The organism is Pantoea sp. Ae19-2 (assembly GCF_059801205.1).
In genome coordinates, this window is record NZ_JBCHWE010000001.1 from 283,244 (window position 1) to 304,933 (window position 21,690).

The 21,690-nt window shown below is 55.4% G+C and carries 16 protein-coding genes; 14 read left to right on the plus strand and 2 right to left on the minus strand.

Going from position 1 to position 21,690, the window contains the following annotated elements; genetic code table 11:
• The first annotated feature begins 195 nt into the window (after positions 1-195).
• From AAIE03_RS01335 to AAIE03_RS01345, 3 genes are read left to right on the plus strand one after another with little or no spacing between them, the layout of a single operon-like run.
• Complete coding sequence (locus AAIE03_RS01335; protein ID WP_014594462.1) at positions 196-525, plus strand: YqcC family protein; 330 nt, start codon at positions 196-198, stop codon at positions 523-525.
• Positions 525-1,304 (plus strand): tRNA pseudouridine(65) synthase TruC, encoded by a 780-nt coding sequence (gene truC, locus AAIE03_RS01340; protein WP_014594461.1) that lies wholly within the window; start codon positions 525-527, stop codon positions 1,302-1,304. Before AAIE03_RS01335 ends, truC begins: the two co-directional genes overlap by 1 nt.
• A gap of 12 nt (positions 1,305-1,316) precedes the next feature.
• Positions 1,317-1,763, plus strand: a complete 447-nt coding sequence (locus AAIE03_RS01345; RefSeq protein ID WP_014594460.1) for a flavodoxin — start codon at positions 1,317-1,319, stop codon at positions 1,761-1,763.
• Positions 1,764-1,882: 119 nt separating this feature from the next.
• Here the strand turns inward: AAIE03_RS01345 and garD are convergent, their stop codons facing one another.
• Positions 1,883-3,442, minus strand: coding sequence for a galactarate dehydratase (gene garD / locus AAIE03_RS01350; protein WP_014594459.1), 1,560 nt, complete (start codon positions 3,440-3,442; stop codon positions 1,883-1,885).
• A 511-nt stretch (positions 3,443-3,953) separates the two neighbouring features.
• Here garD and AAIE03_RS01355 point away from each other — a divergent pair.
• The 6 genes from AAIE03_RS01355 to AAIE03_RS01380 all read left to right on the plus strand — a co-directional run bounded on the left by AAIE03_RS01355 (position 3,954) and on the right by AAIE03_RS01380 (position 10,929).
• The gene (locus tag AAIE03_RS01355; protein ID WP_014594458.1) at positions 3,954-5,297 is read left to right on the plus strand and encodes an MFS transporter; all 1,344 of its coding nucleotides are present in this window, start codon (positions 3,954-3,956) and stop codon (positions 5,295-5,297) included.
• A 9-nt stretch (positions 5,298-5,306) separates the two neighbouring features.
• On the plus strand, positions 5,307-6,653 hold the full coding sequence (locus AAIE03_RS01360; RefSeq protein WP_105082984.1) for an enolase C-terminal domain-like protein: 1,347 nt from the start codon (positions 5,307-5,309) through the stop codon (positions 6,651-6,653).
• Positions 6,654-6,663: 10 nt separating this feature from the next.
• The gene (gudD, locus tag AAIE03_RS01365; RefSeq protein ID WP_013026955.1) at positions 6,664-7,995 is read left to right on the plus strand and encodes a glucarate dehydratase; all 1,332 of its coding nucleotides are present in this window, start codon (positions 6,664-6,666) and stop codon (positions 7,993-7,995) included.
• 46 nt (positions 7,996-8,041) lie between these two features.
• On the plus strand, positions 8,042-8,812 hold the full coding sequence (gene garL / locus AAIE03_RS01370; RefSeq protein WP_019104734.1) for a 2-dehydro-3-deoxyglucarate aldolase: 771 nt from the start codon (positions 8,042-8,044) through the stop codon (positions 8,810-8,812).
• 18 nt (positions 8,813-8,830) lie between these two features.
• On the plus strand, positions 8,831-9,715 hold the full coding sequence (gene garR / locus AAIE03_RS01375; protein WP_498562714.1) for a 2-hydroxy-3-oxopropionate reductase: 885 nt from the start codon (positions 8,831-8,833) through the stop codon (positions 9,713-9,715).
• Positions 9,716-9,789: 74 nt separating this feature from the next.
• Positions 9,790-10,929: a glycerate kinase gene (locus AAIE03_RS01380; protein ID WP_014605158.1), complete on the plus strand. Its 1,140-nt coding sequence runs from the start codon at positions 9,790-9,792 to the stop codon at positions 10,927-10,929.
• A 56-nt stretch (positions 10,930-10,985) separates the two neighbouring features.
• Here the strand turns inward: AAIE03_RS01380 and barA are convergent, their stop codons facing one another.
• Positions 10,986-13,715: a two-component sensor histidine kinase BarA gene (gene barA / locus AAIE03_RS01385; RefSeq protein WP_145033486.1), complete on the minus strand. Its 2,730-nt coding sequence runs from the start codon at positions 13,713-13,715 to the stop codon at positions 10,986-10,988.
• Between the two features lie 86 nt (positions 13,716-13,801).
• Here barA and rlmD point away from each other — a divergent pair, with 86 nt between their 5' ends.
• The 5 genes from rlmD (at position 13,802) to eno (ending at position 21,505) form a co-directional block, all read left to right on the plus strand.
• Positions 13,802-15,121: a 23S rRNA (uracil(1939)-C(5))-methyltransferase RlmD gene (gene rlmD, locus AAIE03_RS01390; RefSeq protein ID WP_014594451.1), complete on the plus strand. Its 1,320-nt coding sequence runs from the start codon at positions 13,802-13,804 to the stop codon at positions 15,119-15,121.
• 32 nt (positions 15,122-15,153) lie between these two features.
• On the plus strand, positions 15,154-17,385 hold the full coding sequence (gene relA, locus AAIE03_RS01395; RefSeq protein ID WP_013026949.1) for a GTP diphosphokinase: 2,232 nt from the start codon (positions 15,154-15,156) through the stop codon (positions 17,383-17,385).
• Between the two features lie 92 nt (positions 17,386-17,477).
• The gene (gene mazG / locus AAIE03_RS01400; protein WP_028715728.1) at positions 17,478-18,266 is read left to right on the plus strand and encodes a nucleoside triphosphate pyrophosphohydrolase; all 789 of its coding nucleotides are present in this window, start codon (positions 17,478-17,480) and stop codon (positions 18,264-18,266) included.
• Positions 18,267-18,495: 229 nt separating this feature from the next.
• On the plus strand, positions 18,496-20,133 hold the full coding sequence (pyrG, locus tag AAIE03_RS01405; RefSeq protein ID WP_013026947.1) for a glutamine hydrolyzing CTP synthase: 1,638 nt from the start codon (positions 18,496-18,498) through the stop codon (positions 20,131-20,133).
• Positions 20,134-20,209: 76 nt separating this feature from the next.
• Positions 20,210-21,505: a phosphopyruvate hydratase gene (gene eno / locus AAIE03_RS01410; protein WP_174261362.1), complete on the plus strand. Its 1,296-nt coding sequence runs from the start codon at positions 20,210-20,212 to the stop codon at positions 21,503-21,505.
• Positions 21,506-21,690 lie beyond the last annotated feature (185 nt).

A 21,690-nucleotide genomic window follows, 5' to 3' on the forward strand; every position in this document is an offset into this window, starting at 1 on the left:
GCCTGGATGCTAAGGATTTGTCAGGATGATGCGCGAATGGAATTCGCACGGGAAAAGTTGTCACGGATGAGCAGGGAGCACTAACGTAGCGGGAAAGCTGCAAACGAACCGGGAGCACTGTTTAATACAGTGCTCCCTTTTTTTATGCCTGCGGGTTATGCTTGCCGCCCATTTTTATCCGGTCAGAGGTGAAGCATGACGCTGGAACACTTAATTTTGCAACGACTCGAACAGGTCGAAGTGATAATGCGCGAGCACGATCTCTGGCAGTCTGTTGCGCCAGACGATCACGCGTTCACCAGCCAGCAACCTTTCTTCCTTGATACGCTTCAGCCGCTGGAATGGTTACAGTGGGTGCTGATACCGCGCGTTCAGGCCATCATTGGTGCCGGGCAGCCGTTGCCGAAGAACGTCGCGATCGCCCCCTATTTTGAAGTGGCGTTAACGCCCGGGCAGCCCGGTCGTGCCCTGCTGGTGTTGACGTTAAAGCAGCTGGATGCCCTTCTGGAGGATGAGTCTGCCTGATGTTAGAGATCATTTATCAGGATGCGTGGCTGGTGGCGGTGAACAAACCCGCCGGTTGGCTGGTCCACCGTAGCTGGCTTGATCGCCATGAAACGCAGTTTGTCATGCAGACGGTACGCGACCAGATAGGCCAGCATGTTTTCACGGCGCACCGGCTTGATCGCCCCACATCGGGCGTTCTGCTAATGGGCCTGTCCAGTGAGGTGGGCCGCCTGCTTTCCCAGCAGTTTGAGCATCATCAGATGGAGAAGACCTATCATGCCGTGGTGCGCGGCTGGCTGGAAGGCCGCGATCGGCTGGATTATCCGCTTGTCGAAGAACTGGATAAAATTGCCGACAAATTTGTCAGCGACCCCCGCGCGCCTCAGCCTGCGGTGACCGATTACGCCTCACTGGCCACCGTAGAAATGCCGGTCGCAGTGAGTCGTTATCCCACTGCGCGTTACAGCCTGATTGAGCTCAAACCCAAAACCGGACGCAAGCATCAGCTGCGTCGGCATATGTCTCATCTTCGCCATCCCATTATCGGCGATTCGGCCCATGGCGATTTGCGTCAGAATCGGGGGGCGGCTGCACACTTTGGCGCAAATCGTTTAATGTTGCATGCCAGCAGCTTGTCGCTCAGCCACCCGGTGACGGGAGAACCCCTGGTTATTCGCGCCGGACTTGATCTTGTCTGGCAACGGGTGATGGATCAGTTTGGCTGGCAGGCCTGTATGCCGGATGTGCCACGGGTTGAGTTTATGGCTGGCTCAGGTCAGGATAGCGGGACGGAATAAAGGGGAAAAGAAATGGCGAAAATTGGTATTTTTGTAGGCACCGTTTATGGCAATGCATTACTGGTTGCAGAAGAAGCAGAACCGGCATTGCAGCAGCAGGGCCATGACGTGAAGATTTTTGAAGATCCTACGTTAGCCGAATGGCAAAACTATGCGGATGATGTCGCCTTAGTGATTACATCAACCACCGGTCAGGGCGATTTCCCGGATACTATTTCTGGCCTGTTCCATGACGTGCAGGACAAACTGGGCCACCAGCCAGGGCTGCGCTACGGCGTTATTGCTTTGGGCGACAGCAGCTACGAGAATTTCTGCGGTGCGGGTAAGCGCTTTGATGCCCTGTTACAGGAGCATCAGGCTAAACGGGTAGGTGAGGTTCTGCTGGTTGATGCCACGGAACATCCAGAACCTGAATCCGTCACCACGCCGTGGGTTGAGCAGTGGGGCAAGCAGCTCTGATAAGATCAAGGCTGCTACGCTGTTCCGCTGCCGTCCGGATTACACCGGCGGCAGCGGTGTTGCGACAACAGGATTCTGCGTACAGCGCGTTCCGTCATTGCCCTGCGCGCCCCCGTTTCTCAGGTTATCGGCGCGGGATTAAATACGGCCAGCTGATTACGAATTCCCCAGCGATCTGACCAGGTTTGCTTTCTGCCACTGGCAATGTCCAGTATCAATTCAAACAACCGCCAGCCAACCTGCTCAATGGTTTCCTCGCCTGTTGCAATCGTGCCAGCATTGATGTCCATCAGGTCATGCCAGCGCTCGGCCAGCGCGTTACGGGTAGCCATTTTTATTACCGGGATTGCCGCCAGGCCATACGGGGTTCCTCTGCCGGTGGTAAAGACCTGCAGGGTGATGCCAGAGGCGAGCTGCTGCGTGCCGCACACAAAATCGCTGGCGGGCGTCGCGGCAAAAATCAGTCCACGTCGTGTCGGACGTTGTCCGGGCGACAGAACCTCCACAATCGGGCTTCGGCCTGATTTGGCAATGGAACCCAGGGCTTTTTCCACCACGTTTGCCAGCCCACCTTTCTTGTTGCCCGGTGAGGGATTGGCGCTGCGATCGGTTTTGCCTTGATCAAGGTAGCGGTCATACCATGCCATCTCTTCAATCAGCCGCTGACCCACTTCCTGATTGATCACGCGCGGTGTCAGTAAGTGAATGGCATCGCGCACCTCGGTGACCTCAGAGAACATAACGGTCGCGCCGCTGCGCACCAGCAGGTCGGAAGCAAAGCCCACCGCGGGATTCGCCGTCACGCCAGAAAAAGCATCACTGCCGCCGCACTGCATGCCCACGACCAGTTCCGAGGCAGGGCAGGTTTCACGCTGGCGCTGGTTAAGCCGTTTCAGATGCCGCTCTGCGACCTGGAGGATCTCATCCACCATGGCGCCAAAGCCCACCAGCTTCTCATCCTGCAAACGCACAATATCCTCCTCATCCAGCGAGATGGGCTGCACGTCGGGCGTACCGGTCAACAAGCGCTCAGGTTGTAGTTTTTCACAACCCAGACTGACTACCATGATCTCCCCGCCAAAATTCGCGTTAAGGGCCAGGTTGTGGACGGAACGCATAGGAATAACCGCCGCAGGCGCGTTGATTGCCACGCCGCAGCCGTAGAGATGATTTAGCGCAACCACGCCGTCCACATTGGGATAACGGGGCAGCAAATCACGCTCTATCATTTGCACCACATAATCCACCACGCCCGCCACGCAGTGAACGCTGGTGGTAATGCCCAACAGGTTACGGGTGCCCACGCTGCCGTCAGCGTTGCGATAGCCCTCGAAGGTATAACCTTCAAGCGGGGGTAAGTCAGGTGGCACGTTATTCGCCAGGGGCAAACTCTGCAAATCCGGTGCGTCCGGAAGCGCAATGAGTGACTCATCGATCCAACTGCCTTGGGCAATATCACGAACGGCAAGGCCAATAATTTCACCATAGCGCAACACAGGCTGACCCTGAGGAATGGCAACCAACGCCACCTTATGCCCCTGCGGTACATGTTCGGTTAGTGTTAATCCATCTTTAAACGTGGTACCCGCAGTCAGCCCCTGGCTGTTTACCACAATCGCAACGTTATCGTTTTCGTGAACTTTAATGTAAAGCGGCTGCTCTTTTGAAATGGGGTTCATCGCTCACCTTCCAGTGCGTAGCGCCTTGCTGGTACGGCGCATTCATTATGAGACGTCAGGTGTCACAGGTTCGGTATTTGCCACCGTCAGTATAAGAAGGTGTTACCGCCTGCACATTGTGCAATTGACCTATATTCGGCTGAGAGATGGCGCGGTTTTATTATCTTTTTACTAAATCAAGTGAAGATTCTCACAAAGCCGCTTATCAACGCCTGTTTGGGCGTGCTTTTTGTGACTTTTTACAAATAACGTGAAACGTCCCGCAGCAGTTTATGCATTAGCCCAAAAAATCATCGTTCATTCACCTTATTCCAGGGTGATGTTCCAATGCCTCACCCAAACCCGCTTCCTATACTGATTTCCGTTTTCCCGATCAGGTTATTCGTCACGACGCATTATCGGTTTGCCATTAAAAAAAATCGCCGTGTTTAACCTACATCTCTCTGATACCCAACGCGATGTGTATGCAGTCAGAGCGAATGTAGCTTTCGCTATATTTCAGGAGTGCATCATGAGTAGTTATCACCAGACAACGGAGGCGGTACAAAAACGGACGAACGCGCGTTACTGGATAGTGGTCATGCTGTTTATTGTGACCTCATTCAACTACGGTGACCGCGCCACGTTGTCTATCGCGGGTTCGGCCATGGCAAAAGAAATTGGCCTCGATCCCGTGGGGATGGGGTTTATCTTCTCTGCTTTTTCATGGGCCTATGTCATTGGGCAAATCCCCGGTGGCTGGCTGTTGGATCGCTTTGGTTCTAAGCGCGTCTATTTCTGGAGTATCTTTCTTTGGTCGTTGTTTACCCTGCTGCAGGGGTTCGTGGACGTGTTCAGCGGCTACACCATCGTCATGGCGCTGTTTATGCTGCGCTTTATGGTCGGGCTGGCGGAAGCCCCTTCATTCCCGGGTAACAGCCGTATTGTGGCAGCCTGGTTTCCGGCTCAGGAGCGCGGCACTGCCGTGGCGATTTTCAACTCCGCACAATACTTCGCGACGGTAATTTTCGCGCCCATCATGGGCTGGTTGACCTCCGCGGTGGGCTGGGCGCACGTGTTCTGGTTTATGGGAGGGCTGGGCATTATTTTGAGCTTTATCTGGCTCAAAGTGATTTACGATCCCTGCGATCATCCCGGCGTGAACAAAGCGGAGCTGGACTACATGGCGGAGGGCGGCGCCCTGATCAATATGGATCAGAAAAGCGAGAAGCAAAAAGTCAGCTTCAGTGATAAGTGGTTCCAGATCAAGCAACTGCTGCAGTCGCGCATGATGATCGGTGTCTACATTGGCCAGTACTGCATCAACGCTCTGACCTACTTCTTTATCACCTGGTTTCCGGTTTATCTGGTGCAGGCAAGGGGCATGTCGATCCTTAAAGCGGGCTTTGTCGCCTCGGTGCCTGCGCTGTGCGGCTTTATCGGTGGCGTGCTCGGCGGGGTGATCTCTGACTGGCTGATGCGCAAAACCGGCTCACTCAATATCGCCCGTAAAACCCCGATTGTGCTCGGCATGTTGCTCTCGACGTCCATGGTGGTCTGTAACTATGTCGAGACGGACTGGGTCGTGGTGCTGTTCATGGCAACCGCCTTCTTTGGTAAAGGGATTGGCGCGCTGGGATGGGCAGTGATGGCGGACACCGCACCGAAAGAGATTAGCGGCCTGAGCGGCGGTCTGTTCAATATGTTCGGTAATGCATCCGGCATTATTACCCCTATCGCGATCGGCTACATCATTGCCTCTACCGGTTCTTATAACGGCGCGCTGGTTTATGTCGGTATCCACGCGTTCGTTGCCGTACTCAGCTACCTGGTGCTGGTGGATAACATCAAGCGCATTGAGCTGAAAACACGCTAAGGAGCCTGCATGAATACGCAATCGACGCCCGTTATTACGACTATGCAGGTGGTCCCTGTGGCTGGCTACGACAGTATGCTGCTCAACATTGGCGGGGCACACAATGCCCGCTTCACGCGCAATATCGTGATCCTGACCGACAGTGCAGGACACACCGGGCTGGGTGAAGCACCGGGGGGAGAAACCCTCTATCAGACCTTAGTCGAGGTCGCGCCGCAGGTGATCGGTCAGCAGGTCGCCCGTATGAACCGGCTGGTGCAGAAGATTCATCAGGGGAATCAGTCCGCCGATTTCGAGACTTTTGGCAAAGGGGCCTGGACCTTTGAGCTGCGCGTCAACGCGGTCGCGGCACTGGAAGCCGCACTGCTGGACCTTCTGGGACAATGCCTGGGCGTGCCGGTCGCCGAACTGCTTGGACCGGGTAAGCAGCGCGATGAGGTGACGGTTTTAGGCTACCTGTTCTACTTAGGCGATCGCCGTAAAACCGATTTGCCTTATCTGACGGGTGAGAAGGCGCAGCATGACTGGTATCACCTGCGCCATCAGGAAGCGCTGAATAGCGAGTCGGTTGTCCGGCTGGCCGAGGCGGCGCAGGATAAATACGGTTTCAAAGATTTCAAACTCAAGGGCGGAGTGCTGCCGGGCGAACAGGAGATCGCCACCGCGCAGGCGCTGAAAAAGCGCTTCCCCGAGGCGCGCATCACCGTCGATCCTAACGGCGCGTGGTGGCTGGACGAGGCGATCGGATTCTGTAAGGGCATGCAGGATGTCCTGACCTATGCAGAAGATCCCTGTGGCGCCGAGCAGGGTTATTCAGGGCGCGAGGTGATGGCCGAGTTTCGTCGTGCGACCGGATTACCGGTCGCCACCAACATGATCGCCACCAACTGGCGTGAAATGAACCATGCGCTGATGCTCAATGCTGTCGACATCCCACTGGCCGATCCGCACTTCTGGACGATGAGCGGCGCCGTTCGGGTCGCGCAACTGTGCGATGAATGGGGCTTAACGTGGGGGTGCCACTCGAATAACCACTTTGATATTTCTCTCGCGATGTTCACCCACGTCGGTGCCGCCGCGCCCGGTAATCCCACCGCCATAGATACGCACTGGATCTGGCAGGAGGGCGATCAACGCCTGACAAAAGAGCCGCTGCAGATCCGTCAGGGCAAAATCACGGTGCCAGATGCGCCTGGCCTGGGCATTGAACTGGATTGGGAACGACTCCGCCTGGCAAACGAACACTACAAATCACTGCCGGCGGGCGGACGTAATGACGCCACAGCCATGCAGTACTTGCTACCAGGCTGGACATTTGACCGTAAACGGCCGGCCTTTGGCCGGGCCTCTGCTTAAGGGATAACAGATGAATACCACACCAAAAATTACCGCCATGCAGGTCATCCCGGTTGCCGGCTATGACAGCATGTTACTGAACCTGAGCGGCGCACATTCGCCTTTTTTCACCCGCAATATCGTGATCATTGAAGACAACGCAGGCCATACCGGCGTAGGTGAAATCCCCGGTGGCGAAAAGATTCGTCAAACCCTGGAAGAGGCTGCCGCGCTGGTGGTGGGCAAAACGATTGGCGAATATAAAAACATCCTGAGCCGGGTTCGCGCCACTTTTGCCGATCGCGATGCCGCTGGGCGAGGTAATCAGACCTTTGATCTTCGCACCACCATTCACGTGGTCACCGGCATCGAAGCCTCACTGCTGGATCTGCTGGGGCAGCATCTGGGCGTCAATGTCGCCTCGCTATTGGGCGACGGACAGCAGCGCGACAAAGTCGAAATGCTGGGTTATCTGTTCTACGTTGGCGATCGCAACAAGACCTCGCTGGCCTACCAGCATCAGGACAACGATACCTGCGACTGGTATCGCCTGCGCCATCAGGAAGCGCTCACGCCGGATGCCGTGGTGCGGCTGGCCGAAGCGGCCTATGAAAAATACGGGTTCAACGATTTTAAACTTAAAGGCGGCGTGCTGAGCGGCAGTGATGAGGCAGAAGCGATTACTGCACTCGCGAAGCGCTTCCCCCAGGCGCGCGTCACTATCGATCCCAACGGTGCCTGGTCGCTTGACGAAGCCATTACGCTAGGTAAGCAGCTTAAAAACGTCCTCGCCTATGCAGAAGATCCCTGTGGCGCAGAGCAGGGCTATTCGGGGCGTGAAGTGATGGCCGAGTTCCGGCGCGCTACCGGTCTGCCGACGGCGACGAATATGATCGCCACTGACTGGCGTCAAATGGGCCACACGTTGTCATTACAGTCGGTGGATATCCCACTGGCCGATCCGCACTTCTGGACGATGCAGGGTTCCGTGCGCGTGGCGCAAATGTGCCACGCGTTTGGCCTGACGTGGGGTTCGCACTCCAACAACCATTTCGATATTTCACTGGCGATGTTCACCCATGTTGCCGCTGCCGCACCGGGCAAGATCACCGCTATTGATACCCACTGGATCTGGCAGGAAGGCAATCAACGACTGACGAAAACGCCTTTCCAGATTGAAGGCGGCATGGTCGCAGTGCCGCAGGCACCGGGCCTGGGCATTGAACTGGATATGGACCAGGTCATGCAGGCTAACGCGCTGTATCAAAAGCATGGCCTTGGCGCACGTGATGATGCTCAGGCCATGCAGTTCCTGATCCCACAGTGGACGTTTGATAACAAGCGTCCGTGCCTGGTGCGTTAACTTTTTTGGGCTTCCTTCAGGAAGCCCGTTCCACAGGAGTCAAATCATGAGTAATACAGCCTGGCCAAATGAATTCCGTCGCCGCCTGCTGGCAGGTGAAACCCTGATCGGCAGTTGGTGCGCCCTGGCAAGTCCTGTTTCGACCGAGGTGTTAGGGCTGGCCGGATTTGACTGGTTAGTTCTGGATGGCGAGCACGCACCGAACGATATCACCACGTTTGTTCCCCAGCTAATGGCGCTGAAGGGCAGCCGCAGCGCGCCGGTGGTGCGTCCACCCTGTAATGAACCGGTCATCATTAAGCGCCTGCTGGATATTGGTTTTAATAACATCCTTGTTCCCTTCGTCGAGAACGAAGACGAAGCCAGACGTGCAGTTGCCTCCACGCGCTATCCGCCTGCCGGAATTCGCGGCGTGTCGGTTTCCCATCGCAGCAACATGTACGGCACGGTGCCGAATTATAACGCCACCATCAACGACAACATTTCGGTGCTGGTCCAAATAGAAACCCAGCAGGCTGTCGACAACATTGACGCCATCGCCGCCGTTGACGGCGTGGACGGCATTTTTGTCGGGCCGGGCGATCTCTCTGCCGCACTCGGCTATCTCGGGCAGCCGGCCCATCCGGAGGTGTTAACGGTCATCAAACACATCTTTGAGCGGGCAAAAGCCGCCAACAAGCCCAGCGGCATTCTGGCACCGGTGGAAGCCGATGCCCGTCGCTATCTCGAATGGGGCGCAACCTTTGTTGCCGTTGGCAGCGATCTCGGTGTTTTCCGCAGTGCCACGCAGGCGTTGTGCGACAAATTTAAAAAGTAATCATCCAGGAGAAACGACATGAAAATTGGCTTTATTGGCCTGGGCATCATGGGCAAACCAATGAGTAAAAACCTGCTGAAAGCCGGTTATTCACTGGTGGTACGCGATCATAATGCAGAAAACGAAGCCGAGCTGGTGCAGCTGGGGGCGGCCACAGCGGCGAATGCCAAAGAACTGGCGCAACAGTGCGATGTGGTGATCACCATGGTGCCAAATTCCCCACAGGTGAAAGAGGTTTGCCTGGGCGAAAACGGCATTATCGATGGCGCGAAACCGGGCCTGATTGTGATCGATATGAGCTCCATTGCGCCGCTGGCGAGCCGTGAAGTCCACGATGCGCTGGCAGCAAAGCAGATTCACATGCTGGATGCGCCGGTGAGCGGCGGCGAGCCCAAAGCGATTGAGGGGACGTTATCCGTGATGGTGGGCGGCGATAAAGCCGTGTTTGACCAGTGCTACGACATCATGAAAGCCATGGCGGGATCGGTGGTTCATACCGGCGATATCGGCGCAGGTAACGTGACGAAGCTGGCAAATCAGGTCATTGTAGCGCTGAATATTGCCGCCATGTCTGAAGCCTTGTCGCTGGCGACCAAAGCGGGCGTCAGTCCGGAACTGGTGTATCAGGCGATTCGTGGCGGTCTGGCGGGCAGCACCGTGCTGGATGCCAAAGCGCCCATGGTGATGGACCGCAACTTTAAGCCGGGTTTCCGCATTGATTTACATATCAAGGATCTGGGTAACGCGCTGGATACCTCGCACAGCCTTGGTGCGCACCTGCCGCTGACGGCGGCCGTGATGGAAATGATGCAGGCGTTGCGTAATGACGGACAGGGGAGTGCCGACCACAGCGCGCTGGCCTGCTATTATGAAAAATTAGCAAAGGTTGAGATCTCTCGCTAATGCCTTGCCCGGCTTCTGTGGAGGCCGGGCCGATTTCACGCTCTGATCGTTAATTAATACCGCCTGGATTGCCTATGAAAATCGTAATCGCACCGGATTCATATAAAGAAAGTCTTTCTGCTCTGGAAGTGGCATCGGCAATCGAAGCGGGGTTCCGTGAGGTTTTTCCCGATGCCCATTATGTGAAAATACCGGTTGCTGATGGTGGTGAAGGCACGGTGGAAGCCATGGTGGCTGCGACCCAGGGAAAGCGGGTCAGGTTAAAGGTCACCGGTCCGCTGGGTGAACCCGTCGAGGCGTTTTACGGCCTGTCGGGTAATGAAGATACCGCCTATATCGAGATGGCGGCGGCCAGCGGCCTGGAGCTGGTACCGGCAGCGCAGCGGGATCCCCTTATCACCACCTCGTTTGGGACTGGGGAGCTAATTAAAAACGCGCTGGATAAAGGCGTCCGACACATCATTATCGGTATCGGTGGCAGCGCCACCAATGACGGTGGTGCTGGCATGATGCAGGCGCTGGGCGCTCGCTTGCTGGATAAACAGGGCGAGCAAATTGGTCGGGGAGGTGGCGCATTGCCTGACCTGGCAAGCATTGACGTTACCGGACTGGACCCGCGCATTCGGCAGTGCCGCGTTGAAGTGGCCTGCGATGTAACCAATACGCTGACGGGCGATCACGGTGCCTCTGCGGTGTTTGGCCCCCAGAAAGGCGCGACGCCGGAACGGGTTGAGCAACTGGATCGAGCCCTGACACATTACGCTGCGCTTATTCAGCGCGATTTGGGTATTGATGTGCTGCAGATCAGCGGTGGCGGCGCTGCCGGTGGCATGGGGGCTGCGCTGCACGCGTTTTGTCAGGCGGAATTACGCCGTGGGATTGAGATTGTGACGGAAGCGCTGGGCCTGGAGGAGCAGGTAAAAGATGCCGATCTGGTCATTACCGGCGAGGGGCGAATCGACAGCCAGAGCATCAAGGGCAAGGTGCCGATTGGTGTGGCAAAGGTCGCTAAGCGTTTTAATATTCCCGTGATAGGCATTGCCGGTAGCCTGACTGACGATGTCGGTGTGGTGCATCAGCATGGCCTGGATGCCGTATTTAGCGTGCTTTACCGTATTTGCTCACTGGATGAGGCGCTAAAAGGGGCAGAAAACAATGTCCGTCTCACCGCGCGCAATGTGGCTGCCACAATGAAAATCGCCGGGTTTCACTAAGCGTATTCACGGCCCTTCACCTGACAGGGCCGTTCGTTCTTCCGCAGTATGCCCGGCTAAGGCATGGAGAGGATGCGCCGTGCCTGTCTGGCGACGTTCTCCATTTCATCCTGAAGCTCCAGCAGTTCCGGCTCCAGCGCTTCGATATCGCTTGCCTGATGAAGCTCTTTCTCAAGCTTACGGCACAGTTGTTTCATCCGCGGAACGCCGCTGTAGCTGGCGCTGCCGTGAAGTTTATGAATGATCTCACGCAGGGAGGTCGCGTCGTTGTCGGCGATAAACTGCGCCATTTTACTGTGCACTTCCGGCAGGAATGCCAACAGCATTCGGAGTAAATCCCGCGCCAGATCCGGCTTATTCGCTGCCTGGCGTAATGCCAGCTTCCAGTCCAGCGTGGGTAAGATTGGGGGGATCTCGGGCGCCGTGGTGCTCGGGCTGGGCATATAGCGGGCCAGGACCTGAGCGAGCTTGTTTTCATCAATAGGCTTGGCCAGGTAGTCGTTCATGCCGGCCCGGATAAGATGTTCGCGTTCACCGTCAATAGCGTGGGCGGTAACGGCGACTATCGGGGTGGTTGCGTGGTTGGGCAGCGTGCGGATGATCTCGCTGGCCCGAATGCCATCAATATCGGGCATTTGTATATCCATTAAGATCACGTCCAGCACTTGCCTGTGGGCCACACGGATGGCCTGCTCCGCATTATTGCACAGTACGATGTGTTGAACCTGCTCTTCCAGCAGCGCCCCAATCAGCTTGAGGTTAGCGGGATTGTCGTCCACGGCCATCACGGTCAGCGGCAGACGCGGTGAGGCCGATAGTTCGCTGCTGTGACGGGCATGCAGCTCCAGCAGCATCGGCAACAGGCGCGTCTGCGAGACGGGTTTTGCGATGCAGCCATCAATGCCACGCACTTTCAGCTCATCGGCCAGTAACATCATCGGACTCGGCAGCGCCATAATGACCTGGTCGGCGCACTCCAAAAGCGTATGGATCAGCCTGTCCTCAAGCACCTGCGGCTGGCTGGCGTTGACCGGCATGGCCATTAACACAATGGGATAGCGCGACTGGCTCAGGCCCTCCAGGGTTAAACTGTGCTCAACCTGCAACGGCGTGGCACCTAAAATCTCTACCACCGCGCTGGCGACGTCGGGGTTCGCCTCCACATAGGCCATGCGCGTGTTCGACAGTGCATCCAGCACTCGAGGCATACTCGGTGCATTGGGATTGAGGTCCAGTTTAACGCGCACCCAAAAGGTGGAACCGTGGTTCTGACGGCTGACGAAGGTGATCTCCCCGTTCATTTCCCTTACCAGTTTTTGGGTAATGACCAGGCCCAGCCCCGATCCTCCGTGGCGGCGGGAAATACTGGCATCCGCCTGGCGAAAGGCCTGAAACAGCTGGGCCTGCTGCTCTTCAGAAATGCCAATCCCTGTGTCGCGAACCTGAATCTCCAGTTCAACATGCGTCGCCGTAATCGTGTGCTGTTCTACCCGTAAATTGATGGTCCCTTTTTCGGTAAATTTAATCGCGTTGCCCATCAGGTTGATCAGGATCTGCTGCAGGCGGAGCGCATCGCCAATCACGTTGTCCGGCACGCTGTTATCGCAGACCACGGTCAACTCCAGCCCCTTCTCATGGGCGGATGGGGCCAGCAAAACCAGGGTTTCATCCAGGGTGGCGCGCAACGGAAAGGGAATGGACTCCAGCATCAGCTTGCCGGCTTCCAGTCTGGAAAAATCAAGCACGTCATTAATGATGGACAGGAGATTGTTGGCCGAGCGCTCAATGGTCAGCATGTAGTCGCGCTGCGTGGTGCGCAGCGGCGTTTTCAACATCTGACGGGTAAAGCCCAGCACGCCATTAAGCGGCGTACGCAACTCATGCGACATATTTGCCAGAAATTCGGATTTGATACGGGCGGCTTCCTGCGCGCGCTTTTTGGCCAGATCCAGCTCGACGTTCTGAATCTCCAACTGCTCCAGCGTTTCCCGCAGGTCCCATGTGGCCTGATCGATATTGTGCTGCATCTCTTCGTGATAGGCGGTGAGCGACATCGCCATCGCGTTGATACCGTTTTTCAGGATACTCAATTCACCCAGCATATGGCCTTCAACCCGGCTGTCCAGTTGTCCACGGCGAATTCGGTCAACGGTGCTGACCATATTACGAATAGGGCCGGTGACGTCCCGCATCAGGCGGTAGGCAAACAGCATGGCAATACACAGGCAGAACAGCAGCATCAGGGTAGCAATAAAAACTTCCCGATATTGCTGTAAGCGCACGGATTGCAGATCCAGTTCTATCGCCACATAGCCCAACGGGTTACCTGCGGGTTTGGCATCCTGACCCGGCAGCTCATCCACGGCGTAACGTTCAGAGATAATCGGCTTGCGTAAGATCAGCAGGTTGCCACTGCCTTCAACGGACACATCCTCAGGCAGCGCGCGAATAGCCTGCTTGCTTTCCAGACTCAGGTTTTGGTGATTATTAGAGGTGACATAAAGCTGATTATTATCGTCGAAAACGGAGATGGCGCGCACGATCCCGGAATGGCGGCGATGCAGTAAACTGACCAGTTCACGCAGCGCGTCACGATTGTGCCATGTCATGCTGTATTCGGTAGAAACCGCCAGCGGTTCGATGATATTGGCCCCGGCATCGATGACCTGGCGCTGCAGCTCATTATAACGATGCACGACAAAAAATGAGCTGAGCAGTAACCCAACCATCAACGTTGGGGCCAAAATTAAAATCATCATTCGCGCCCGCAGGCTGTATTTGGTCATAATAGTCGCCTGCTGTCCGGCATGAACGTCCCTGTGCATATGCTGAACCTTGTGCACATCGAATCTTAAAGAGAAAGAACCACACTATGGCGCAATTTTACTCCGCAAAACAGCGCGTGACGACCCAACAACGGATCACCGTCACCATTGAAGACCTCGACCCGTTTGGTCAGGGCGTTGCCCGCTACAAGGGCAAAACCCTGTTTGTCTCGGGCGCGCTGCCCGGAGAGCAGGCCGAGGTCACCCTGCTGGAGGATAAACGCCAGTATGCCAGAGCGAAAGCCGTGCGCCTGCTTAACCACAGTCCTTCACGGGTTGCGCCGCGCTGTCCCCATTTTAGCCGCTGTGGCGGTTGTCAGCAGCAGCATGTCGACGAGGCGTTACAACAGCAAAGTAAATCACGTGCGCTGGCACGGATGTTGACCCAGGCAGCGAACCAGCCGGTGGCGGTTGATGAGATCATTGCCGGACCTGCCTGGGGCTACCGTCGCCGCGTCAGGCTTGGCCTGCAGTGGCAGAACAAAACACAGCAGTTGCTGATGGGGTTTCGCCAGGCGGCCACCAACGATCTCGTCGATATCCAGCAGTGCCCCATCATGGTGCCCCAGCTTGAAGCGCTGATTATTCCGCTGCGCAATTGTCTCACTATGCTTAATGCTGTCAAACGCTTAGGTCATGTTGAGCTGGTGCTGGCTGACAACGGCCCGGTGCTGTTATTGCGCCATCTCGATGCATTAAGTACCGATGATATTGCAAAACTGGAACGTTTTTCGCATCAGCACCAACTGATGCTGTTTCTGGATGATGGAAGCGAGACGCTGCGCGCATCTGGCGATCGGCAGCCGTTTTATCATTCTCACCAGCTTGAGCTAATCTTCAGTCCAAAGGATTTTATTCAGGTCAACGATACGGTGAATCAGCAGATGGTGGCGAAGGCCATTGCGTGGCTGGATTTGCAACCTGAAGATCGGGTGCTGGATCTGTTTTGCGGCATGGGAAACTTTACGCTTCCTGTAGGAAAATCGGTACAAAGTGCCGTGGGTGTGGAGGGCGTTGCAGCATTAGTGCAGCAGGCAGAGTATAATGCTGACGTGAATGCGCTAAAAAACGTCAAATTCTTCCAGCATAATCTGGAAGAAGATGTTTCGCGCCAGCCCTGGGCTATGCAGGGATTTAACAAGGTATTACTCGATCCGGCTCGCGCTGGGGCGGCAGGTGTCATGGCACATGTCGTCAAATTATCGCCAGAATGCGTGGTCTATGTTTCGTGTAATCCTGTGACACTCGCACGTGACAGTGAAACATTGCTGTCAGCGGGTTACCAATTGGAAAGGGTCGCGATGCTGGATATGTTTCCTCATACCCGTCATCTCGAATCCATGGTGCTGTTCAGAAAAAAAATATAAGTGTCCGGCAGGGGCGCTGTGCAGGAGAGGATATGGTTGCGGTCAGAAGTGCGCATTTAAATACGGAAGGGGAGTTTGCCCTTGACCAGTGGATCGCCAGTCTTGGCGTTGCTAACCCGCATTCCTGTGATCGCCTTGCTGAAACCTGGCGCTATTGTGAAGCGCAGACTCAGGGGCATCCTCACCAGTCGCTGCTGCTGTGGCGCGGCATCGAGATGGTGGAAATTCTCTCGATGCTCAGCATGGATATCGAAAGCCTGTGCGCCGCATTGATTTTCCCGCTCGCGAATGACGAAGTGGTCAGCGAAGAAGAGCTGGAAAAAACCGTCGGTCCGGGCATCGTTTCGCTGGTGCACGGGGTCCGCGATATGGACGCCATTCGTCAGCTGAAAGCCATTCATAACGATTCAATGGCTTCTGAGCAGGTGGATAATGTCCGCCGTATGCTGCTCGCCATGGTGGAAGATTTCCGCTGCGTGGTGCTGAAGTTGGCTGAGCGCATCATGAACCTGCGCGAAGTTAAAGACGCGCCGGAAGATGAACGCGTACTGGCGGCGAAAGAGAGCACCAATATTTATGCCCCGCTGGCGAACCGCCTGGGCATCGGTCAGCTTAAGTGGGAGCTGGAAGATTACTGCTTCCGCTACCTGCATCCCGACGAGTACAAGCGCATTGCTAAGCTGCTGCACGAGCGCCGCATCGACCGTGAGCAGTACATCGATAACTTTGTCGATAATCTGCGCAAAGAGATGGCAAAAGAGGGCGTGCGGGCCGAAGTGTACGGCCGTCCTAAACATATCTACAGCATCTGGCGCAAGATGCAGAAGAAGTCGCTGGCGTTTGATGAGCTATTTGATGTTCGCGCGGTGCGTATTGTTGCCGAGCGACTGCAGGACTGCTACGGCGCGCTGGGCACGGTGCACACGCTGTATCGCCACCTGCCCAACGAGTTCGACGACTATGTCGCCAACCCCAAACCTAACGGCTATCAGTCCATTCATACCGTGGTTCTGGGGCCCGAGGGCAAAACCGTCGAGATCCAGATCCGTACCCGCCAGATGCATGAGGACGCCGAGCTGGGCGTCGCCGCGCACTGGAAATACAAAGAAGGGCCGTCGTCCAGCCATGCGCGCGGCGCGGCAGGTCACGAAGAGCGCATTGCCTGGCTACGTAAGCTGATCTCATGGCAGGAAGAGATGGCGGATTCCGGCGAGCTGCTGGAAGAGGTGCGCAGCCAGGTATTTGACGACCGCGTCTATGTCTTTACGCCAAAAGGGGACGTGGTCGATTTGCCGGCAGGTTCTACCCCGCTGGATTTCGCTTACCACATTCACAGCGATATCGGTCACCGCTGCATCGGTGCCAAGATTGGTGGCCGCATTGTGCCCTTCACCTATCAGCTGCAGATGGGCGATCAGGTGGAAGTCATCACCCAAAAACAGCCGAATCCGAGTCGTGACTGGCTGAACCCTAACCTGGGGTTCATCACCACCAGCCGAGGCCGCGCCAAGATTCATAACTGGTTCCGCAAGCAGGATCGCGATAAAAACATTCTTGCCGGTCGTCAGATTCTGGATAACGAGCTGAATCAGATGGATATCAGCCTGCGTGAAGCCGAGAAACTGCTGCTGCCGCGCTATAACGTTACCTCGCTGGACGAGTTGCTGGCTGCCATCGGCGGGGGGGACATTCGCCTTCATCAGATGGTGAATTTCCTGCAGGCGAAGCTCAATAAGCCGACGGCGGAAGAGCAGGATCGTGAAGCTCTGCGCCAGCTCACACAAAAATCGCATGCGCCAACGTCACGCAAAGAGAGCGGCCGTGTGGTCGTGGAAGGCGTGGGCAACCTGATGCACCATATTGCACGCTGCTGTCAGCCGATTCCGGGTGACGACATCGTGGGTTTTATCACGCACGGACGGGGCATTTCGATTCACCGCGCCGATTGCGACCAGCTGTCTGAGCTGATTTCTACCGCGCCCGAGCGCATTGTTGATGCCGTATGGGGCGAAAGCTACTCCAGCGGCTATTCGCTGGTCGTAAGGGTGACGGCCAACGATCGTAGCGGGCTGTTACGCGATATCACCACCATCCTCGCGAATGAGAAGGTTAACGTCCTGGGCGTTTCAAGCCGCAGCGATACCAAAAAACAGCTCGCCACCATTGATATGGACATTGAGATTTATAACCATCAGGTCCTGGGGCGCGTGCTGTCTCGCCTGAATCAGGTGCCTGACATTATCGATGCCCGCCGCCTGCACTAATCGTCCGTTATCAGGCGCATGTCTTGACCGACGTGCGCCTGGCTGCTTTTATCACCGCTGTTATGCCAACTGAACACCTGAAGGATTTCCCTATGACGTCAATTGATCGCCTGCTGGGCATTATGAAAACCCTGCGCGATCCGCAGCAGGGTTGCCCGTGGGATCGCGAGCAGACCTTTGCCACTATCGCGCCTTACACGCTGGAAGAAACCTATGAAGTGCTGGACGCCATCCAGCGCGAGGACTTCGACGATCTGCGGGGGGAGCTGGGCGATTTGCTGTTTCAGGTGGTGTTTTATGCCCAGATGGCCCAGGAGCAGGGGCGTTTTAATTTTGATGATATCTGCCATGCAATAAGTGACAAGCTGGAACGCCGCCATCCACACATTTTTGCGGACGGCACGGCAGAGAACAGCGCAGACGTGTTAAAAAACTGGGAAGCGATTAAAAGCGCCGAACGGGCAGAAAAAGCGCAGCACTCCGCGCTGGACGATATTCCCAAAGCCCTGCCAGCCCTGATGCGCGCCCATAAAATTCAGAAACGATGCCACAACGTGGGCTTCGACTGGAGCACACTGGGGCCGGTGGTCGATAAGGTGCATGAAGAGATTGACGAAGTCATGCATGAAGCGCAGCAAAGCGTTATCGATCCCCAAAAACTGGAAGAAGAGATTGGCGATCTCCTGTTTGCGACCGTTAACCTCTCTCGTCATTTGGGCAGCAAGGCCGAAACGGCGCTGCAGAAAGCCAACGACAAGTTTGAGCGACGTTTCCGCGCGGTAGAAGCTATTATCAGCGCGCAGGGCCTGACAATGCCGGGGGCGACGCTGGAACAGATGGAGGCCGCCTGGCAGCAGGTGAAGGCAACGGAAAAAAGCTGATTATTCCTGCGCCGCGCATAAAGTGTGCGCTCGAGCTTACTCGATTCAGCCTGACGTCAGATTTGTGACGCAGGTCAAAATTTTGTTTACCGCTATCCGCTATGTTACCCGCAGCAATGCTTTGGGAGAGGGATGTGATTCATCAATTGTGGCTGATAGTGGTTTCCAGTATACTGTTTTCCCGTCCTGGTTATTCCACCGTCTTTAAACCTAAACTCTCAGGTTCAGCATGACAACGAATTATATTTTTGTGACCGGCGGGGTCGTATCCTCTCTGGGTAAAGGCATTGCCGCAGCCTCCCTCGCAGCCATTCTCGAAGCGCGTGGTCTGAATGTGACCATCATGAAACTGGATCCGTACATCAACGTCGATCCGGGTACCATGAGCCCTACTCAGCATGGTGAAGTGTTTGTCACCGATGATGGTGCCGAAACCGATCTGGATTTGGGTCACTACGAGCGCTTCATCCGCACTAAAATGTCGCGCCGCAACAACTTCACCACGGGCCGTATCTACTCAGAAGTCCTGCGCAAAGAGCGTCGCGGTGACTACCTTGGCGCCACTATTCAGGTCATCCCTCATATCACGAATGCGATCAAAGAGCGCATTCTTGAAGGCGGTGAAGGCCACGATGTGGTGCTGGTCGAAATCGGCGGTACGGTCGGTGATATCGAATCCCTGCCGTTCCTGGAAGCGATTCGTCAGATGGCGGTGGATGTGGGCCGCGAGCATACGATGTATATGCACCTGACGCTGGTGCCTTACATGGCCGCCGCAGGCGAGGTGAAAACCAAGCCGACGCAGCACTCGGTCAAAGAGCTGCTCTCCATCGGTATTCAGCCTGACGTGCTCATTTGCCGGTCCGATCGTGCGGTGCCAGCCAATGAGCGTGGCAAAATTGCCCTGTTCTGTAACGTGCCGGAAAAAGCCGTTATCTCGCTGAAAGACGTCGACTCAATTTATAAAATTCCTGGCATGTTGAAATCACAGGGCCTGGACGACTACATCTGTAAGCGTTTCAACCTGAACGCCCCGGAAGCCAATCTGGCCGAGTGGGAGCAGGTGATTTATGAAGAAGCCAATCCGGGCGGCGAAGTCACCATTGGCATGGTGGGCAAATATGTCGAGCTGCCGGATGCCTATAAATCCGTTATTGAAGCGCTGAAGCACGGCGGTCTGAAAAATCGTGTGACCGTAAACATCAAGCTGATCGACTCACAGGACGTTGAAACCCGTGGTGTCGAATTGCTGAAAGATTTGGATGCCATTCTGATCCCTGGCGGCTTTGGCTACCGTGGTGTAGAAGGCAAGCTGATGACGGCGAAATACGCGCGTGAAAACAACGTGCCTTATCTCGGCATCTGCCTCGGCATGCAGGTCGCACTGATGGAGTTCGCCCGTAACGTCGCCGGAATGGAAGGCGCTAACTCCACTGAATTTGTGCCAGACTGTAAGTATCCGGTGGTGGCACTGATCACCGAATGGCGTGACGAAGAAGGCAACGTGGAAGTGCGTACTGAACAGAGCGATCTGGGTGGCACCATGCGCCTGGGCAGCCAGCAGTGCCAGCTGAATCCGGAAAGTAAGGTTCGCCAGCTGTACGGTTCTGACACCATTGTTGAGCGCCATCGTCACCGCTATGAAGTGAACAACATGCTGCTGAAGCAAATTGAGGCAGCGGGTTTACGCGTGGCAGGTCGTTCAGGTGACGATCAGTTGGTTGAGATCATTGAGATCCCGAATCATCCATGGTTTATTGCTTGCCAGTTCCACCCTGAGTTCACATCGACGCCTCGCGATGGTCATCCGTTGTTTGCGGGTTTTGTGAAAGCAGCACATGAGCATCAGAAGCGTTTAGCGAAATAAGTTTAACGAACAACGCGCGAACTTTTCGCGCGTTGTTTGTCTTAGGATTGACTAACTTGTACTGAGGAAAATCGTAATGGCCAAAATCGTAAAAGTCATCGGTCGCGAAATTATCGACTCACGTGGCAACCCAACTGTTGAAGCAGAAGTTCACCTGGAAGGTGGTTTCGTTGGTCTGGCTGCGGCACCGTCAGGTGCATCTACCGGTTCTCGTGAAGCACTGGAACTGCGTGACGGTGACAAATCCCGTTTCCTGGGCAAAGGCGTAACCAAAGCCGTTGCTGCGGTTAACGGCCCGATTGCTGAAGCGGTAAAAGGCAAAGACGCGAAAGATCAGGCGAACATCGATAAAATCATGATCGACCTGGACGGTACTGAGAACAAATCTAACTTCGGTGCTAACGCCATTCTGGCTGTTTCCCTTGCATCAGCGAAAGCCGCAGCAGCCTCTAAAGGTCAGGCGCTGTATGAGCACATCGCTGAGCTGAACGGCACCCCGGGCAAATACTCTATGCCACTGCCAATGATGAACATCATCAACGGCGGCGAACATGCAGACAACAACGTCGACATTCAGGAATTCATGATTCAGCCGGTTGGCGCTTCAAACGTTAAAGAAGCGATCCGTATGGGTTCTGAAGTGTTCCACAACCTGGCAAAAGTGCTGAAAAGCAAAGGCATGAGCACGGCGGTGGGTGACGAAGGTGGCTATGCGCCAAACCTGGGTTCTAACGCCGAAGCGCTGGCCGTTATCGCTGAAGCGGTAAAAGCAGCCGGTTACGAGCTGGGTAAAGACATCACCCTGGCCATGGACTGTGCGGCTTCTGAATTCTACAAAGATGGCAAATACGTTCTGGCCGGTGAAGGCGGTAAAGCGTTTACCTCAGAAGAGTTCACCCACTTCCTGGAAGATCTGACTAAACAGTATCCGATCGTTTCTATCGAAGATGGCCTGGACGAGTCTGACTGGGATGGCTTCGCCTACCAGACCAAAGTGCTGGGCGACAAAATCCAGCTGGTGGGCGACGACCTGTTCGTAACCAACACCAAAATCCTGAAAGAAGGTATCGAGAAAGGCATCGCTAACTCTATCCTGATCAAATTCAACCAGATCGGTTCACTGACCGAAACCCTGGCTGCAATTAAAATGGCGAAAGATGCAGGCTATACCGCTGTGATCTCTCACCGCTCAGGCGAAACTGAAGATGCGACCATCGCTGACCTGGCGGTCGGTACAGCTGCGGGCCAGATCAAAACCGGTTCAATGAGCCGTTCTGACCGTGTTGCTAAGTACAACCAGCTGATCCGTATCGAAGAAGCGCTGGGTTCAAAAGCCCCCTTCAACGGTCTGAAAGAAGTTAAAGGTCAGTAAGTTTACTGCCGTCTGACTTCTGATCATAACCCGCCCACGTGGCGGGTTTTTTTATGCCCGGACCTTATTCGGCTTCCTCCATCTTTTTGCGCGACGTCTATGCTGTTTACATCCGTTCTTAATAAAACCCACCGACACTGAATAACGAGCAAGGTGCGCCGGGCTGACCCCGCACCTTACCGCTG

Coding starts and splice junctions, on each gene's coding strand:
- AAIE03_RS01335 (WP_014594462.1), top strand. CDS start 196: ATGACGCTGGAACACTTAATTTTGCAACGACTCGAACAGGTCGAAGTG.
- truC (WP_014594461.1), top strand. CDS start 525: ATGTTAGAGATCATTTATCAGGATGCGTGGCTGGTGGCGGTGAACAAA.
- AAIE03_RS01345 (WP_014594460.1), top strand. CDS start 1,317: ATGGCGAAAATTGGTATTTTTGTAGGCACCGTTTATGGCAATGCATTA.
- garD (WP_014594459.1), bottom strand. CDS start 3,442: ATGAACCCCATTTCAAAAGAGCAGCCGCTTTACATTAAAGTTCACGAA.
- AAIE03_RS01355 (WP_014594458.1), top strand. CDS start 3,954: ATGAGTAGTTATCACCAGACAACGGAGGCGGTACAAAAACGGACGAAC.
- AAIE03_RS01360 (WP_105082984.1), top strand. CDS start 5,307: ATGAATACGCAATCGACGCCCGTTATTACGACTATGCAGGTGGTCCCT.
- gudD (WP_013026955.1), top strand. CDS start 6,664: ATGAATACCACACCAAAAATTACCGCCATGCAGGTCATCCCGGTTGCC.
- garL (WP_019104734.1), top strand. CDS start 8,042: ATGAGTAATACAGCCTGGCCAAATGAATTCCGTCGCCGCCTGCTGGCA.
- garR (WP_498562714.1), top strand. CDS start 8,831: ATGAAAATTGGCTTTATTGGCCTGGGCATCATGGGCAAACCAATGAGT.
- AAIE03_RS01380 (WP_014605158.1), top strand. CDS start 9,790: ATGAAAATCGTAATCGCACCGGATTCATATAAAGAAAGTCTTTCTGCT.
- barA (WP_145033486.1), bottom strand. CDS start 13,715: ATGACCAAATACAGCCTGCGGGCGCGAATGATGATTTTAATTTTGGCC.
- rlmD (WP_014594451.1), top strand. CDS start 13,802: ATGGCGCAATTTTACTCCGCAAAACAGCGCGTGACGACCCAACAACGG.
- relA (WP_013026949.1), top strand. CDS start 15,154: ATGGTTGCGGTCAGAAGTGCGCATTTAAATACGGAAGGGGAGTTTGCC.
- mazG (WP_028715728.1), top strand. CDS start 17,478: ATGACGTCAATTGATCGCCTGCTGGGCATTATGAAAACCCTGCGCGAT.
- pyrG (WP_013026947.1), top strand. CDS start 18,496: ATGACAACGAATTATATTTTTGTGACCGGCGGGGTCGTATCCTCTCTG.
- eno (WP_174261362.1), top strand. CDS start 20,210: ATGGCCAAAATCGTAAAAGTCATCGGTCGCGAAATTATCGACTCACGT.